The organism is Archangium minus (genome assembly GCF_044360475.1).
GTDB classification, from domain to species: Bacteria; Myxococcota; Myxococcia; order Myxococcales; family Myxococcaceae; genus Archangium; species Archangium minus.
Window position 1 is genome coordinate 12839022 of the sequence record NZ_CP043494.1, and the last position, 15993, is coordinate 12855014.

11 protein-coding genes are annotated in these 15993 nt (G+C 65.8%); 4 read left to right on the plus strand and 7 right to left on the minus strand.

Annotated elements, in window-relative coordinates; all coding sequences use genetic code 11:
• Positions 1-335: 335 nt before the first annotated feature.
• Genes F0U60_RS53015 through F0U60_RS53025 form a run of 3 tightly spaced genes read right to left on the minus strand, consistent with a single transcriptional unit; the run spans position 336 to position 5194 of the window.
• Positions 336-4052: a hypothetical protein gene (locus F0U60_RS53015; protein WP_395812167.1), complete on the minus strand. Its 3717-nt coding sequence runs from the start codon at positions 4050-4052 to the stop codon at positions 336-338.
• On the minus strand, positions 4049-4540 hold the full coding sequence (locus F0U60_RS53020; RefSeq protein ID WP_395812168.1) for a hypothetical protein: 492 nt from the start codon (positions 4538-4540) through the stop codon (positions 4049-4051). Before F0U60_RS53020 ends, F0U60_RS53015 begins: the two co-directional genes overlap by 4 nt.
• A 27-nt stretch (positions 4541-4567) precedes the next feature.
• A complete protein-coding gene (locus tag F0U60_RS53025; protein WP_395812169.1) occupies positions 4568-5194 on the minus strand; it encodes a peptidoglycan-binding domain-containing protein in 627 nt (208 codons plus the stop codon).
• A gap of 403 nt (positions 5195-5597) precedes the next feature.
• Between F0U60_RS53025 and F0U60_RS53030 the strand changes: the two genes are divergently transcribed.
• Positions 5598-6620 carry a hypothetical protein gene (locus tag F0U60_RS53030; RefSeq protein WP_395812170.1) on the plus strand — a complete coding sequence of 341 codons (1023 nt, stop codon included), beginning with the start codon at positions 5598-5600 and terminating at the stop codon, positions 6618-6620.
• On the opposite strand, the gene F0U60_RS53035 is transcribed toward F0U60_RS53030, so the two are convergent.
• Entirely contained in the window at positions 6571-7467 is an 897-nt protein-coding gene (locus F0U60_RS53035; RefSeq protein ID WP_395812171.1) for a hypothetical protein, read from the minus strand. The two genes, F0U60_RS53030 and F0U60_RS53035, sit on opposite strands and share 50 nt — an antisense overlap.
• A 104-nt stretch (positions 7468-7571) precedes the next feature.
• On the opposite strand from F0U60_RS53035, the gene F0U60_RS53040 reads away from it, so the two are divergent.
• Together F0U60_RS53040 and F0U60_RS53045 are read left to right on the plus strand one after the other, a co-directional pair.
• Positions 7572-8291, plus strand: a complete 720-nt coding sequence (locus tag F0U60_RS53040; protein ID WP_395812172.1) for a sterol desaturase family protein — start codon at positions 7572-7574, stop codon at positions 8289-8291.
• Between the two features lie 349 nt (positions 8292-8640).
• A complete protein-coding gene (locus F0U60_RS53045) occupies positions 8641-11634 on the plus strand; it encodes an ATP-binding protein (RefSeq protein WP_395812173.1) in 2994 nt (997 codons plus the stop codon).
• Between the two features lie 28 nt (positions 11635-11662).
• Here F0U60_RS53045 and F0U60_RS53050 read toward each other — a convergent pair whose 3' ends face one another.
• Both F0U60_RS53050 and F0U60_RS53055 read right to left on the minus strand, forming a co-directional pair.
• Positions 11663-12277 (minus strand): alpha/beta fold hydrolase, encoded by a 615-nt coding sequence (locus F0U60_RS53050; RefSeq protein ID WP_395812174.1) that lies wholly within the window; start codon positions 12275-12277, stop codon positions 11663-11665.
• Between the two features lie 22 nt (positions 12278-12299).
• A complete protein-coding gene (locus F0U60_RS53055) occupies positions 12300-13226 on the minus strand; it encodes a LysR family transcriptional regulator (protein ID WP_395812175.1) in 927 nt (308 codons plus the stop codon).
• Between the two features lie 73 nt (positions 13227-13299).
• Here F0U60_RS53055 and F0U60_RS53060 point away from each other — a divergent pair, with 73 nt between their 5' ends.
• On the plus strand, positions 13300-14301 hold the full coding sequence (locus F0U60_RS53060; RefSeq protein ID WP_395812176.1) for an aldo/keto reductase: 1002 nt from the start codon (positions 13300-13302) through the stop codon (positions 14299-14301).
• A 16-nt stretch (positions 14302-14317) separates the two neighbouring features.
• Here F0U60_RS53060 and F0U60_RS53065 read toward each other — a convergent pair whose 3' ends face one another.
• Positions 14318-15895: a hypothetical protein gene (locus tag F0U60_RS53065; protein WP_395812177.1), complete on the minus strand. Its 1578-nt coding sequence runs from the start codon at positions 15893-15895 to the stop codon at positions 14318-14320.
• Positions 15896-15993: the final 98 nt, after the last annotated feature.

Sequence of the window (15993 nt, forward strand, 5' to 3'; positions counted from 1 at the left end):
GCTTGACGGAGGGTCATACGGGTCGTTGACCAGATCGCGAACCCCTGCGCCCCATGCACCAGTGTCATCCTGCTTCGTGGGCACTGGAGCTGAAGTCTGTGTCCGTGGGGTTGGCGATACGTCCACACGCGGGACGGAAGAAGCAGACTGAGTGGCCACCGGAGTCGGTGCGGTAGGTGGGGAAGGTGGTTTCGAGGAGGCTTCTGCTCCCCGGCAGCCCCCTACAGTCGCGAGGAGCAATACCCCTGGGAACGACAGCGTGCGAGACCAACTCGACATTGCAGACCTCTCTAGCGTTCAGCTCGCCGACACGGCTCGGCCAAGGAGTCAGTTCCTCAGCCCTTCATTCGACGGTGGGAGTGGGCGGCAGACTTCACGCGCTCGGGTGGTTCAGCATTGGTGCTCTCGTTTTCAGGCATGAATCCGATGACGCCACCGCCCTTGATTTTGCCCAGTTCGTCGCTCTCGTCGAAATCCATGCCACGACTGAAATATCGGCGGGGTAGGATATCATGCCTGGGCAGGGCAGGGGCCGAGAGGACCGGGTAGCCGTAGCCAATCTCGGTAAGCAGTTGACCCCAAGGTGTCCGGTTTGCGTGCTCTGTCTCATAGTGCCACCACTCGAGGGCTCGGCCGATGCCTGGCGTCGGGACCTCAAGTGAATCCCCGGGATTGAATGTGAGCGCACCGGTCTTCGCCTCGTTGTCCTCGAGCAGTTTCGGCGTGAGTACGGCCTCGGCACCGGGAGGAGGGCTGTCCAGGTCGAAGTAGGGCTGCAGCACGAACGTCCAATCATCCCGCAGCCGGGGAACCGATTTGAGCGGTTTCGCCCGACGCGCGGCATTCCTACCGGCCTTGCGTTCCTCCTTCTCCCTCCGGGCCTCTTCTTCACGGGCCTCAATAACCGAGATGAATTTGGCAAGAGCCGTCTCGAACTGCTCAAGCAGCGTCTGGCCCGTCACCACATCATCCACCTTGATCCCTTCCACATTCTGGCCTACGCGGACGACCTTGAAGCGCTTGCTTGCGAACGTTTTGAGCAGGGTACGAACCTGCTCCTGCTCGTCCTCGCGCAGTGAAAGGCTGCATACCATTCTCGAACTGATGAACCTACCCGCGGGTTCCGGATAGATGGCCGCGGGCTCGCGAGTCTTCTTCTTTCTGGCATTATCCTCGCTCGCCTTTTTGAGCGTACGCGCCCACATGAGGAGAAAGGACCGGTCGACCGAATGCACCCAATGAGCGACCCGGCCCTCTTTGGACGCGACGAAGAAGAAATCGTCGTCATCGTCAGTGCCTTCCGCGCCCATGCGCTCGAGGATGCCGACAAGCGGACCAAGATGCCCATCCACGTGAACTTTCTGGAAAGGCGCTTTCACCTTGGCCCCCGGATCTGTGCGCGGGTCACGCCAACCACCACGGTTGGCTCCGATGCGCAGCAGCCCACACAGGAAGCCAAGAGCTGTCAGATTGAGGAATGAGCAAGCCTTGCCGGGTACTCCTGCGCGCCTGAGAACCTCTGTCTGATCAAAATAGTCGAGCACACCGTCTTTGACATCTGCCGATGCGTCCACCTTCGGCCCGTCATGCCCACCATCCGCCTCGAAAGGGTTATAGACGAATTGCGTCACGTTCAAACGGAAGAGCGCGCGCAGAAGTCCCTCCCCTCCCATATCGACGAGCGTCTGGGCCACCTCACGGCAGCGCTTGAGTTCAGGCCGTGTGGCGAAAGCCGCGTCGACCAGTTCCTCCCAAGAAGCGGTCTCCAGTCTCGCGAGTTCCTCGGTATCAGGCACTGGGTCCACGCACTCCGGCAGCTTGGGACCACCCCACAACTCATCGGCTACGGAAGGCGTTGCGGGCGGCAGGATGTAGTCCTCCACAGGTCCGAGGAACACGTCACCTGTGGAGAGCGTGTCGCTCATGAGGTCGTCGGGTGCCGGCACATAGCTGTGTAGCGCTTGACGAAATCTCGCCTCAATGGTCCACAAGCTGGTCGGGTCTGCCCGCCTCTCGACGGGGGGAGCGCCGAGTCGCCGCTCCACCTCTTGAACGAGCTGTGACGGGTCAGCCTGATAACGAAATGGATTCAAGGTGGAATGGCCGTAAAGCCGCCAACTGATGCGGTAGGCGCTACGAACCGGCGTGTCCGTCTGATGGGCGCGGTCAAACTGCTCCTGCGCTACTTTCAGCCGTGCCTCCGCTGCCCGGACCTTGACGACCTCGGGCAGTTCCGGCTCCCCCGGCGCCACTGCGGCTCCCAGTTCCCCCTTCTCCAACGTGGTGGAGAGTCGCTCAAGGTGGGCAAGCCGGGTCTGGCACATCGCCAGGTGCGACTGGAGGCCGGCAGCGTCCAGCCAGACCTGGGTTCGTCCTGGCCGGAGGTCATCCTTGAAACGGGGGACCTTTACTTTGCTCTTGGCGGCCTCGGCTTGCTTCGCGGACGCGTCCGCGATGTCCTGCCGGGTGTTGGTGCTCCGCAAGCGCAGGGCCTTGCTCGCGTCCCTCCTCGCAGCCTCGAGTTTTTTTCTAGCCCCGTCGAGCTCTCGTTCGAGCCTGCCAATGGCCGAGCGGGCATCCCAGTTCCAACTCGCCTCGAAGCGGATGGGAAAGTGGGCTGCCGGCAGCGAGAAATCGACCACGTTGTCGTTGCCACCGACGAGTGAGCCCTTGACGGCAAGGTCGACGGCATTGCCGGTCTTGTGGATGGAGCACTCGGCACGACCCACTCCACCGGCCGCCTCTGCGTTGCGGAACACGTGGGTAAAGGACAGGCCATACTCGCACCCCAGGGTCTGAGCGAACTCGCGCCACAGCTCAAAGGCGAACGCGAGCTCGGGCCGGGCCCAGTCAACCCAGCGCGCGCCGCTCGCCTTCTCATCCGTTGCGGGAAGTTCGAGAAGCACCACCCCGGGTTTGCGCAGGCCCTCCTCGAGCCATGCTCGGATGGCCGCTGACGTGGACACATCCACCACTCCCTGATCGTATCCCCGCTCGTCCAGCACAGGGGAGCGCTTGACCGTGGAGCCGATGAGATATGCCCAGCTGTTCTTGGGCTTCTTGCGATCGCCGCTGGGCGAAGGCTCTAGCGCGAAGCCATAGGCAAGCGCCTTGTCCGCAAGCTTGAAGGCCCAGGGTCCTGACGCGTGGTACTGGAAAGCCGTGACAGCGGAGGCACAGACCAGGTCGAAAATACCACGATTGGCTGACGCGACCTTGGCACCACCTTCCAACTTCCAGCCTCCGTAGGGTGAGTTGCCTCCCACCGGATAGCGCAACCGGCCGAGGTCGTCCTTCAGACGTCCCACCGCCTCCTGTACCGAGGGGAGAGAGGCATGCGGCATGTCCACGTAGAGCGTCCAACCACCGTAACGCTTGGGGCCAGGTGGGAAGTAGTCAGCGGGCTCGCTGGTCAGCCCGTCGAGGTTCAAGGCATCGACGGTGGTGTCCTGCTTCGTCTCGAGGGCACGCAGCAGCTTCTCCGGTGTCCCCCACCGAGCGAAGCCGTACTCGTGCGGGTCCGCACCACCGCTGAGCCAATCGCACAGGGCCCGCGCAAGGTGAGCGCTGGGGTGACGGATGAGGCACGCCTGCATCCGGGTGCCCAGCGACAGCTTGATGCTGTCGGGATTGCGGTTCACCGGCGGAAGAGGCGGCGGCGGCACGCCCCGGTTCTGCTTCTTCGCGTTCCATTGCTTCTCGTGCCGGGCCTGTGCCTCGACCTTCGCCTGCAGCGCTGCGTGGATTTCGTACCAGGGGTTGACGTCAGTGACAGGCTGCAGGAAGCCGTCCGGATCCACGAACGCGAGGCTGAACACCCTCTCCGCACGTTCGCGGGCGGAGCGCTCCTCCTCCGACTCGTCTGGAGCCTCGTACGCCAATTCCACCACCCGGTCCGTGGGTAAGCCACTCGGGGCCGGTGGCAGCACGCGAAAGGCAATGAAGAGCCCTGTAAGCGGTTCACCGCCAGACAGGGCACGTACCGCGTACTTCATGCCCAGGAAGAAGCGCTTAGGAGTGGGCTCGTTGGACCAGCAAATCGACCGGCTCATAGATCCTCCTGGTCGAGATAGGCCCCATCATCTTGCGGCAGCAGCGCAAGCGCAGGCTCCTCAGAGGGCTGGGCTGGCGAGGACTCCGAAGGCGCGGGGGTCACGGAGGGCGGTTGGCGAGCCGTCCAGGAGGAGGCCAGCTTCTTCCCTCCGAGCAGCACTCCCTCTCGACACACCACAAGACCGCGGATGGCATCGTAGAGCTGGTCCCCCACCTTCACCGATACCGTATAGACGCCGAAGGGGACGTCGCGAAATCCGAAGAAGAGAAGCCGCTGTTCCTCGTTGCGCTCCACGTCCGGATCATTCGCATAGAGCACCTGGACCACACTTCCGTCAGTCCGGCGCAACCACACCTCGTCATCCTGGAGCGGGTCGTCATCGAGGTCCATCTCAAGCGGGACGACCACATCCATCCCACCCAGCACGAGCACATTGCCGGCCTTATCTCCGGGCGCTCCCACCATCACGTCGCGAACATCTTCCACTGCGCTCCCCCCTCTCACTGCGTTGAATCAACTGCTGTGCAGCTCCTCAAGCTTGCGGAGCGTTGCATCGTCGGGTTTGCCGGTCACCTCGAGGCCCTGGTCAGACTGGAAGAGCGCCAGCGCCGCGCGTATGGACGGCCCCATGTGGCCCTCACCCGTTCCACCGTCATAGCCAAGGTTCCGCAATCGGGCCTGTACTCCGCTGAGGTTCCCTTCCGGGATGTCCCGCAGCGGGTTGAGGTGAGACAGCCTCAGTCTCACCTTGAAATCGCCTATCGCGAGCACGACCGAGCGCGCACCTATCGGTACAGGCACCGCGAGCAAGCCCTCGCCGTCCGTGGTCCAGGCCTCCTGCCCCTCGGGTGGAGGCCAGAAGCGGCCGTCCACCTCCAGTTCCACATGAGCGTTTTCGAAGGGCTTGTCGCGCACGTCGCGCAGCGTCAGGCGGAGTTCCTTGCGCGGCAGCGACACTTGGAAGGTATGCGTACGGCCGGTGACGCGACTGACCGTCTTCGGCTTCGGGTCTGGGACGACGACTACGTCGCCAGGGAAGAGCACGTTGGGATTGGGCCGATTGCGGCGCAGCGTCTCGTTGTCCGGGTGCTCGTAGAGGGTGCGCCAGTTCGCGAGGCCGTACTGGCGCGCGATACTCACGAGACACTCCCCCTGCTGCACGATGTGCTGTCTCGGCACGGTGGCCCCCCTTCCGGCGCTTGACCTCGGCACGAGTGGTCAGGCCGTCACTCCAACGTGGGGAATTCGTACCCCACGGAGCGCTCTTTCGCCACCTACACCTCGTGCGACCCAGACGCGGGCAAGGGACCGGGAGAGCCCCCGGAAGACCACCGAACCCCAGGAGTGCACCTTGAGCGAAGAGCCTTCGAACGACTTCCACGTTTCGAGGCCTGCCCTCCCCAGCACCCCAAGAAATACCATCTCTTGAGAAAGCACCCTCTCAGGCTCTTACGTTGCCAAAGGAACTGAACACATTTCAGAGACTACTTGGATGTCATGGAAATCAGGCGCAAGCTGAGTTTCCACCAGCGACGACGGAATAATGAACCTACTCAAGAAAAGTCTGCCCCTGTGTGCACTCCTGGCCCTTGCGGCGTGTGGCCCTCTCGAGGATGAGGCGCCGGTCTCCGGAGACGACATCTCCACCCGGGAACAGGAAGCGCTGTCCGCGTGCCAGGCGCCCGCCAACGCGAAGTGCTGGGCGATGCTCCCCACGGACACCAACTTCGGTGGAAGGACGACGGCCTGGAACCGTCCGCACTACGCGCTGCGCCCCAACACCCCCACCAAGAGCAACCTGGTCGTGATGCTCCACGGGGCGGGCTCGAGCGCCGGCAATTTCTACCACATCAACGAGCACACCACCGCGCAGACCAGCTTCTTCGCGAGCGCCGTGAACAAGGGCTATCGCGTGGTCGGGATTACCCACCGCAACGCTCCGAACATCCGGGAGGTGTGCGGCACGAACGTGGAGTGCCATCTGCCCACGCGCCGCACCTTCATCACGGGCGTCGTGCAGCCGGGCTCCGCCGTGACGGACATGGGCTACTACGATGGCATCGAGGCCCGCCTCATCCGGCTGCTCGTGTTCATGCGGGATAGCCAGGACCCCGCCGGAGGATGGGGCGCCTACCTCACGCCCTCCCACTGCACGGGAACCAAGAACACGGCCATTCCCTGTGACATCGTCTGGAACAAGCTCGTCGTCGCGGGGCACTCCCAGGGCGCGGGACACGCTGCCGTCATCGGCAAGGACCACCCGGTGGACACGGTCGTCATGCTGGCGGGCCCGACCGACCGCACCCCCGCGCAGACGGTCCCCAGCTACACGCTCGCCTCGAGCGGGCTGGCGACCCCCGCGGGCGGAGGGAACTACCGGGGCCTGGTCCACACCCAGGACAGCTTCCTGACGGCGTCGACCACGCACTGGGGCTCCACCCGGTTGAACGCGGGCACCTACGGGAAGACGACCTCGAGCACGGACGTCCGCTGCATCGAGTCCCCCCACACCTGCGTCATCGACAGCGACTCGTTCTACACGACCTGGCAGGGGTTCTGGCCCTAGACGCCTTGTCGTGCGGGGTCAGGTGCTGCTCGAGCCGCTCGAGCAGCGCCAGCTCCGCACGGGCCCGCTCGGCCAGGGGAGCGAAGAGCAGGCGCGCGCGCATGCCCATGCCGCTCTCGAGCTCGAAGCGCCGCAGGTCGTCTGGCAGGCTCAGCAGGACCTCCGCCAGTGGGCGAACCCGGTGCAGCTGGTAGGAGCCGAGCGACTCCAGCTTCCGCACCACCTGTTCCTCGGAAGCACCTGCCTCCAGCGACGCCCTCGCCGCCGCCTCGAGCGCAAAGCTGGAGCGCACCCTCTCTTCCAGGTCCGCGAGGACAGCCTCCGTGCTCCGCCGGGCATTGCGCAGAAGGCGGGCGGGCTCGAGCATCCGGGCCACCCGGCGCCGTGCGGCCGTGCTGAGCACCGCCGCCCGTCCCCGCACCCGCGCGAGAATGGCCTCGAGATAGCTGGCCGCGAAGCACGCCACGAAGAGCATCTCCTCCAGCGGCGCCCGGTCTAACCCAGCGAGCGCTTCCGCGAGGGACACCACCCCCTCTTCCGTCAAGGAGTAGCGCGCGCCGCGAGCGACCTTCTGACCACGCGCCTCGGCCATGGGCTCGGCCCACCCACTCCGGCACAGCCGAGCCAACGTCCGGCGCACCTGCGTGAGGTCCAGGTCCTGTGAGGGCCGGGTGACGTCATGCTCCACCCAGTTGGTGAAGAGCAGGAAGAAGAAGCGCACATCGGAGGCCCGGAAGCCGTCCGTGCGGGCTCCAGCGCCATGCGCGGCCAGGAGCGCCGCCTGGATGAAGGTGGCCTGAGAGGCCACATGCCCGAGGCGGTCAGCGAGCGGATGGTTCCGGGTCATGGAGCGGCGATGCTAGCTCGCCACGAGGTGACATTGTCTGTGCGCCGGACAGGCATGGGGAGCCTCCTCTCTCGTACACCTCGCATCACACCCGCGAGGACGCCATGCTTCCCATGCTGTTCGGCATCGCCGTCGTCTGTTTCGTCATCGAGCACCTCTTCCGCGGCTGGCGGTTGCCGCGCGTGCGCTCCTGGCACCTGCGGGTGGTGCTGATCAACCTGGTGCAGGTAGGCGTCGTGGTGCTCGCGGGTTTCACCTGGGAGCGCTGGCTGTCAGCGCGCTCCCTCTTCCACCTCTCGCACCACCTGCCCCCACTTCCCGGCGGGGTGCTCGCCTACGTCATCGCCACCTTCGTCTTCTACTGGTGGCACCGGGCCCGGCACGAAAGCGACATCCTCTGGCGCCTCTTCCATCAAATCCACCACAGCCCTCAGCGCCTCGAGGTCATCACCAGCTTCTACAAGCACCCGCTGGAGATGGTGGCCAACTCCCTCATCGGGAGCCTGCTCGTCTACACCGTGCTCGGGCTGAACCTGGAGGCCGGCACCGTCTACACGGCCTGCACCGCGCTGGGCGAGTTCTTCTACCACACCAACGTGCGCACACCCCGCTGGGTAGGCTTCTTCTTCCAACGCCCGGAGATGCACCGCATCCACCACGAATACGGCAAGCACCGCGGCAACTATGGCGACATCGTCTGGTGGGACATGCTCTTCGGCACCTACGATAACCCTCCTTCGTGGAATGCATCCTGCGGCTTCGATGATGTCCGGGAGCAGCGCTTGTGCGACATGCTTGCCTTCCAGGACGTTCACAAGGAATGAACTGGGATACGCCACCGGCTATCGCTAACCGCTGATTCCGAGCCCCCTGTGTCCGCTCCGCTTGCTCCTCAAGCGGCTCTCTTCGAAATGACGCGGCGCTGGCCCATAGGGCTGGCAGGAGACCTCCCAGGATGGCGGACACCGGTGCGAGCCCCATCCTTGACGATAGAGGGAGGTCTCTGTTGGGCGTTTCCGCACGCAGCCCGCGGCGGCTAGAGCGCACCACCGTCTTCATGGCTGACGCGAAGGACGGGGTGGGTGCCTCTCTGCCCGCCTACTCCCTGGCTGATGAGCTGCGTGAGGGGAGTTGCGGCATCCAGGCTCACCGACCCCCTGGAGGGCTTCCTGCATGAGCAGCGCCCCTTCCGACGAACTCTTCGCCCAGAGTGGCGAGATGAGCGCGTTCCTCCAAAACCACGACTGGGCGCGGACGCCGCTCGGTCCTGTGAGCCAATGGCCGCAGCTCCTCCGCACCTCCGTCAGCATCTGCCTCTGCCAACGCTTCCCCACCCTCGTCTTGTGGGGACCCGAGTTCGTGTTGATCTACAACCAGGGGTACACCTCCATTCTTGGAATGAAGCACCCCTGGGCGCTCGGCAAACCCTTTCGCGAGGTCTGGCCGGAGGCCTGGAGCAGTCTGGACCCCCTGCTCCAGGAAGTGAGCTCCACGAAAGTGGCCTCGTGGTCGGAGGACATGCCGCTCCAGCTCCTCCGCAGGGGATTCCTGGAGGAGACCTACTTCACCTTCTCGTTCGCGCCCCTGATTGAGGACAGTGGGAAGGTCAGCGGAATCTTCTGCTCGGGAAACGAGACCACGGAATACGTCATCTCCGAGCGCCGGCTGAGGACCTTGAGGGAGTTGGGAGAAGCCACGCTGGGCGCGAAGACCGTGGAAGAGGCGTGCGCGTCGATCGCCCGCTCGTTGAGTCGCAACACCGCGGACGTCGCGTTCTCGGCGCTCTATCTGACGGAGGAGGAGCAAACCCACGCACGACTCGTGAGCACCTCGGGGCTCCTGGAGGGCCAGTCCTTGAGCCCCGCCGTCATCTCGTTGAATGACGAGCACGCACTCTGGCCCCTGGCGAAGGTCGCGCGGAGTGGCTCCGTGGAGCTCGTCACACCATTGCCGCGTCGGCTCCTCGAGTTGCCGGGAGGAACCTGGCCCGAGCCCCCACAGAGCGCGCTCGTGTTGCCCATCACGCGTGCGGAGCAGAAGCTCCCCCAGGGCTTTCTCATCGCGGGCCCGAGCCCGCGCCGGGCCCTCGACAAGCACTACCAGACTTTCTTCGAGCTCGCCGCGGGCCAGATCGCCGTCGCAGTGGCAAGTGCCCACTCCTACGAAGAGGAGCGCCGGAGGGCCGAGGCCTTGCTCGAGCTGGATCGAGCCAAGACGGACTTCTTCAGCAATGTGTCACATGAATTCCGCACGCCCCTGACGCTGATGCTCGGGCCGCTCAAGGACGCGCGCGACTCTCCGGAGAAGGCGCTTCGCGGCGAGGCCCTGGAGAGCGTCATTCGCAACAGCGAACGGCTGCTGCGGCTCGTGAACAGCCTCCTCGACTTCTCGCGCATCGAGGCGGGACGCGCCGAGGCGCACTACGAGCCCACCGCTCTCAACTCCTTGACGGCGGAGCTGACCAGCAGCTTCCGGTCCGCCACGGACCGCGCCGGGCTGAGGCTCGTCGTGGACTGCCCACCCCTGTCCGAGCCCATCTACGTCGACCGGAACATGTGGGAGATGATCGTCCTCAACCTGGTGTCGAATGCCTTCAAGTTCACCTTCGAGGGAGGCATCACCGTGCGGCTGCGTGAGACGGCGCAGCACGCCCTCCTCGAGGTGGAGGACACAGGGACGGGCATTCCCGCGGACGAGCTGCCCCACCTCTTCGAGCGGTTCCATCGTGTGCGAGGAGCACGTGCCCGCTCCTTCGAGGGGAGCGGTATCGGACTGGCGCTCGTCCAGGAGTTGGTCAAGCTTCACGGGGGGACGATCTCGGTCGAGAGTCAGGTGGGCCGGGGCACCCGGTTCACGGTGTCCATCCCGCGTGGCACGGCGCATCTGCCGAAGGAGAAGCTGAAGGTAGAGCCGAAGCCGGCTTCCGCCGCGACAGGCGCCGGGTCCTCCATCCAAGAAGCACTCCGGTGGCTGCCCAACGGCGCGGAGGAGGAACCACGCCCCGCCCCTCAGCCCTCCACCTCCCCGGTGAAGACACCTTCCGGCCGGGTGCTCATCGTCGACGACAACGCGGACATGCGCGACTACCTGTGGCGTGTCCTCTCTCCCTATTTCCAGGTCCAGCGGGCCGTGGACGGGCTCACCGCGCTCGAGGTCGCCCACACGCAGCGCCCGGACGTCATCGTCACGGATGTGATGATGCCGGGCCTGGACGGGCTGGGGCTGGTCCAACGGCTCCGCGAAGACCCGGACCTGTTCGCCATTCCCCTCCTCCTGCTCTCCGCCCAGGCCGGTCCTGAAGCCGCCGTGGGTGGACTCGAGGCGGGAGCCGATGACTACCTCGTGAAGCCGTTCTCCGCACGGGAGCTGGTCGCACGGGTGCGCTCCAACCTCACGCTCTCGAGGATGCGCCAGGAAATCGTCCGCCGCGAGGTACGCGAGACGAGCCTCCGGGAAGCCGTTCAAGCCCGGGACGAGTTCCTCTCCGTGGCCAGCCACGAGCTGAAGACGCCCCTGACCCGCTTCCGCCTCCAATTGGAGCTCGTGGGGCGCGGCCTGAGCGAGGAGAGCCGGGCGCGCGTCGGGGCGCGGCTCGAGACGGCCAGCCAGACCGTGCAGGACCTGGCCGCGCTGGTCGAGACGCTCCTGGATGTCTCAAGGCTCAACACCGGTCAGTTGCACCTGCACTTGCGCGAAGTGGATTTGAGGGAGCTCGTGACCGAGGCGCTCGACGCCGTGCGGGACGAGGCCGCGCGTACGGGCACCCCGCTCTCCTTCCACGGTGAGACATCCGTCATGGCGATGTGTGACCGCCCACGCATGAGGCAGGCGCTTGGGAACCTGCTGACCAACGCGGTGAAGTTTGGAATGGGCAGGCCGGTGGAGGTGAACCTCGAAGCACACGGGGGCACCGCCCGGGTAACCGTGGCGGACCATGGCATCGGCATCGCTCCGCAAGACAGCGCTCGCATCTTCGAGCGCTTTGAGCGCGCGGTCTCCTCACGCCAGTACGGCGGGTTCGGCCTGGGACTGTGGTTCGCCCGGCAGGTGGTGGAGGCACACTTCGGGCACATCACGGTCACCACCACGCCCGGCGGCGGAGCCACCTTCTCCCTGGAGCTGCCGCTCGACGCCGCCGCGGCACGAGCGGCGAGCCAGGCACCATGACCGTTCCCCTCTTCGCCCGGGGGTTCGCTCAACGCCGCTCGGAAGCGCGGAGATGCTCCGCGACCCACGTCACAATCTCGTCCGCGCGGTCCCGGGCGAACATGTGGTCTCCACCGGCGAGCACCTGCAGCCGAGCCCTGGGCAGTAGTTCCGCGAGGCGATGGCCGACCGCCACGGGGCTGATGGGATCCGCATCGCCCCAGAGCAACAACGTCGGGATGGCGATCCGGTGGAGCTCCGCCGAGAGGTCCGTCCTGTCGTTCAGAATCCAATCCGCCGCCTTCGGATACTCCGCACGATAGGGACCGCGCCAATCGCTGGCGCCAAGGCTCGCGACGTTGATGCCGCCGGAGGTAGCCGTCAGGACCAGATGGCTGATGCGCTCCGGATGGGCGAGCGCCAGCCGCACGGCGACAACGCCGCCCATCGATTGCGCCACGACCACGCTCGGGCCTTCCAGCCTGCTGGCGGCATGGGCAACCGCATCGTCGAGGCTTCGCACCGCGGGATCATGCGGCTCGAGGCCGAGGCCCGGCCAGCTCAGATAGGTCTTGCGCCAGCTCGTCGGCAGCAGCGCGCCGAGCGGATGCCAGAAGGACGCGGCACCTCCGGCACCAGGAAGGAACAGGATGTGAGGGCTCATGGTGCTGACAACCATGCCATGCTCACTCGGCCCGGAGCACTGTCTTCGCCACGCGGACCACCAGCTCGCGGATGAAGCGAATGGCCTCGTCGTCCTCGACCGTGGTCCGCCAGAGAAGCTCCATTGGCGCGCCCCCCAAGGCCAACGGCGACGGCAGGGGGAGCGTGCGAAGGTTCGGACGCAGTGAGGTGATCTCCCCTGCCACCGCGCTCGGAATCGTGGCGAGCAGGGCGGAGCCCTCCACCAGCGCACCGATGCTGTGAAACGTCGGCACCGACACCCGGACGCGCCGTTGGACGCCCAGCATGTCCTCGACGATGCCTCTCAGGTCCGCGTTGTACGAGACGATGACGTGCTCGTGCGCCAGGTAGCGCTCCATCGTCAGGCTCTTCCCTAGCCGGGCGTGCCGCGGGTCGAAGAGACACACGAAGCTTCCCGTGTACAGCACGAGGCGCCGCGTGTCGGCCGGCAGCTCGTCCGCCACCGTCACCGCGAGGTCCACCGCCGAAGAGGCCAGCGCCTCGGCGATAGTGCGGAACTGGACCGGAACCACGATGAGCTTCATGCGCGGCGCCTCCTCGGTGAGCACTCGAAGGAGCGGCGGGAGGAGCCACGTCTCATTCGCGTCCGACAGGCCGAGCCGCACCGTCCGCTCGCTCGTCCTCGGGTCGAACGTCCCTGGAGAGACAGCGGCTTCGACGAGCGCCTGGAGGTGCGGCCGAGCTGAAGCGAACAGGCGCTGCCCGCGCGCCGTGAGCGCGAGCCCGCGTCCCGCTCGGACGAAGAGGGGCGCTCCAACCGTCGACGTGAGACGCCTCAGCGCCGCACTCACCGCGGGTTGGGTGAGGTAGAGGCGGCTCGCGGCCTCCGTGACGCTGCCCGCTTCCGCCACGACCACGAAGACCCGGAGCAGGTTGAGGTCGAGATCCTTTTCATAGATGCTGTGCATGATTCGGATACATCCTATTCATTGGATTTAATCGTGTCGATTCATAGTCTTTGCCCAGAAGGAGAGACGAACGATGAGCACGCACGAATCGAAGAAGACGCAGCAGACGGTGAAGCTGGGCGCCACGGGACCCGAGGTCTTCCCGTTGGGGCTTGGCTGCATGGGAATGTCAGGCATGTACGGCGCGACCGATGACGCCGAGAGCATCCGGACGATCCAGGCCGCGATCGATCGCGGCGTCACGTTGATCGACACGGGTGACTTCTACGGGATGGGCCACAACGAGCTCCTCGTGGGGCGTGCCATCGCGGGTCGGAGAGACAAGGTGCAGCTCTCCGTGAAGTTCGGTGCGCTCCGAGGGCCGGATGGGCAATGGTACGGAAACGACACGCGCCCGGCCGCGGTGAAGAACTTCATCTCCTACAGCCTGACACGGCTGGGAGTGGACTACCTCGACATCTACCGTCCTGCGCGGCTGGATCCTGCCGTCCCCATCGAGGACACCATCGGGGCGATCGCGGACCTCGTGAAGGCGGGCTACGTGCGCCACATCGGGCTCTCCGAGGTCGGCGTCGAAACCATCCGCCGCGCCCACCGCGTCCACCCCATCGTCGATCTCCAGATTGAGTACTCGCTCGCGAGCCGCGGCCCCGAGGCGGAGATCTTCCCCGTGCTCAACGAACTCGGCATCAGCGCCACGCTCTACGGCGTCTTCTCGCGAGGCCTCCTCACCGGCAGCAAGCCCCAGGGACCCAAGGACTTCCGCGCCCACCTCCCCCGCTTCACCGGCACGAACCGAGAGAAGAACGAAGAGGTCGTGAACGCCTTTCATCGGTTCGCCCAGGAGCGCGACATGACGCCGGGACAGCTCGCGGTCGCATGGGTGCTCGCGCGCCAGCCAGCGTTCGTCCCCGTGGTCGGTGCGAAGACCATCGCGCAGCTCGAGGACTCGCTTGGCGCCCTGGCCCGGCCGCTGTCGAAGGACGATCTCACCGCGCTCGATGCGCTCGTGAAGATCTCCGGCGAGCGCTACAACCCGGCGCAGATGAAGCACCTCGACAGCGAGCACCGGTAACGCGGGACGGCGGGCGTTACTCGATAGGCCGCAGGGTGCGCTGGTACTCCTCGAGGCTGGGCGGATACTCGGTCCAGAATCTCAGCGAGCCCTCGTGGCCCATCAGCGTCTCCTGCTTGTGGGCCTTGTCCGCGTCGGAGACGAAGACCGAGAGGTGCGAGACGAGCGGTGCGGCCGGGTCCCGCACGGAGTCGAGCGGCAGGTCGAGCTCCACCTCGTAGCCCCGCTCGCGCTTGCGCCAGGTGCCACGGGCGGCGGCGAACGCCTCCTCGACATCTCGCTTCTTGCCCCCTTCCTCTCGTTGCCAGAGTCGAACCTGGAGCTTGCCCTCGGGAGCGAGCAGCACGCCCAGCTTGAAGGCTTCGGCTCGAGTGCGCCCCCTCGACACCGTGAGCTCCAGGTGGTCCGAGTGCACGCCAGTGCCCGTGGTGAAGGGGACGAGGACATCGTCGTCCACCTCGGCGTGAAGCCGCAGTTGCCCGTCCACTCGCATCAACTGCCAGGCCAGGGACAGGTCGTGCTCGTCGCGCCAGGCGTCACGACCCCAGGGGATGTGGAACCGCGTATACGCGTGCACGGTGGGGGCGAGCGCCCGGGCCGCCTCGAAGGACTTCGCCTCCCGCACGGGGTAGGGCTCACTGCCCTCCACGTGCAGCCCCTCCGTCCCGGAGAAGACCATGAACTCCGGCCGGGCGCGCAGCAGCGTCAACTGGCTTCCGAGAGAGCCATAGGGACCATCACAGGCGGTGAAGACATACTCGGTGGGGGTCAGCTCCAGGCGGACCACCTCCTCGGACAGGGGGAGCGCTCGTACCTGGGAACCCTTCACCAGGACGGGACACAGAATCTGCCGACAGGAGAGCTCGTCGTACTCCGGCTGCGAACTGAGGACGAGCACGCAGGAGCCCCGGCGACACTCGTGGTGCAGGGGGTAGCGCCCATCCGACGACTCACAGGCGGCCCTGGCCTTGGCGAGCACGGCCTCTTTCACGGGCACCTTGAGGCTCGGCACCTCGGGCTTGGGCGGTGGGCGCCGGGAGGGGGCAGGGGCCTGGGGCTGTCTCTTCCAGTCAGGCTCTCGCACCGCCTTGGGGTCCTGGGTGAGCGTCTTGCCATCCGAGGACAGGTTCCACACCTCGCGACGAACCCATGACGGATCCACGCCGGTCTCCGCTCCTATCTCCCGCTCGTGGTTGAAGGGACCCTTGTGCTCGAGGATTTCAATTCGACGCGGCGCGATGAACCTCACCTCATGGGTGTACTGGCCCACAGGGGATTTATCATTCGCATGTTCACTCACCACATGGCCTTCGCGGTCGGTGACATACAGGGTGTCGAAGAAGCAGTACTCGCCCGAGCAGGCGCTGTGCCAGCTGTTCCACCAGACACAAAACGCGCCTTGGCAATCGAGCCGCTCGGTTCGATTGAGCGGATCCTTGTTCTCGACGAGGCGTTCGCCCGTGGTTTCTCCCTGCGCGAGGGCGGAAGGACTCCAGCTCAGGCTGAGCGCCGACACCAGGGCCCATGCAGACAGGGCCCTTGCCCAGGGATTCACTCCGGCTCGCTTCCATCCGTTCCGCCTCGCGTCGCTCATGTGCATGGCCTCGTATACGCCCCGTCACAGCAAGCGCGGTGCCAGGGCTCGTGAAGCCGCTGCGTCGACGGAGCGGGCCGGGCCTACGCGGACGAGGA

Excerpts from the sequence above, each read along its gene's own strand:
- F0U60_RS53015 (WP_395812167.1), bottom strand. The coding sequence starts at position 4,052 with ATGAGCCGGTCGATTTGCTGGTCCAACGAGCCCACTCCTAAGCGCTTC.
- F0U60_RS53030 (WP_395812170.1), top strand. The coding sequence starts at position 5,598 with ATGAACCTACTCAAGAAAAGTCTGCCCCTGTGTGCACTCCTGGCCCTT.
- F0U60_RS53065 (WP_395812177.1), bottom strand. The coding sequence starts at position 15,895 with ATGAGCGACGCGAGGCGGAACGGATGGAAGCGAGCCGGAGTGAATCCC.
- F0U60_RS53050 (WP_395812174.1), bottom strand. The coding sequence starts at position 12,277 with ATGAGCCCTCACATCCTGTTCCTTCCTGGTGCCGGAGGTGCCGCGTCC.
- F0U60_RS53055 (WP_395812175.1), bottom strand. The coding sequence starts at position 13,226 with ATGCACAGCATCTATGAAAAGGATCTCGACCTCAACCTGCTCCGGGTC.
- F0U60_RS53060 (WP_395812176.1), top strand. The coding sequence starts at position 13,300 with ATGAGCACGCACGAATCGAAGAAGACGCAGCAGACGGTGAAGCTGGGC.
- F0U60_RS53045 (WP_395812173.1), top strand. The coding sequence starts at position 8,641 with ATGAGCAGCGCCCCTTCCGACGAACTCTTCGCCCAGAGTGGCGAGATG.
- F0U60_RS53040 (WP_395812172.1), top strand. The coding sequence starts at position 7,572 with ATGCTTCCCATGCTGTTCGGCATCGCCGTCGTCTGTTTCGTCATCGAG.
- F0U60_RS53035 (WP_395812171.1), bottom strand. The coding sequence starts at position 7,467 with ATGACCCGGAACCATCCGCTCGCTGACCGCCTCGGGCATGTGGCCTCT.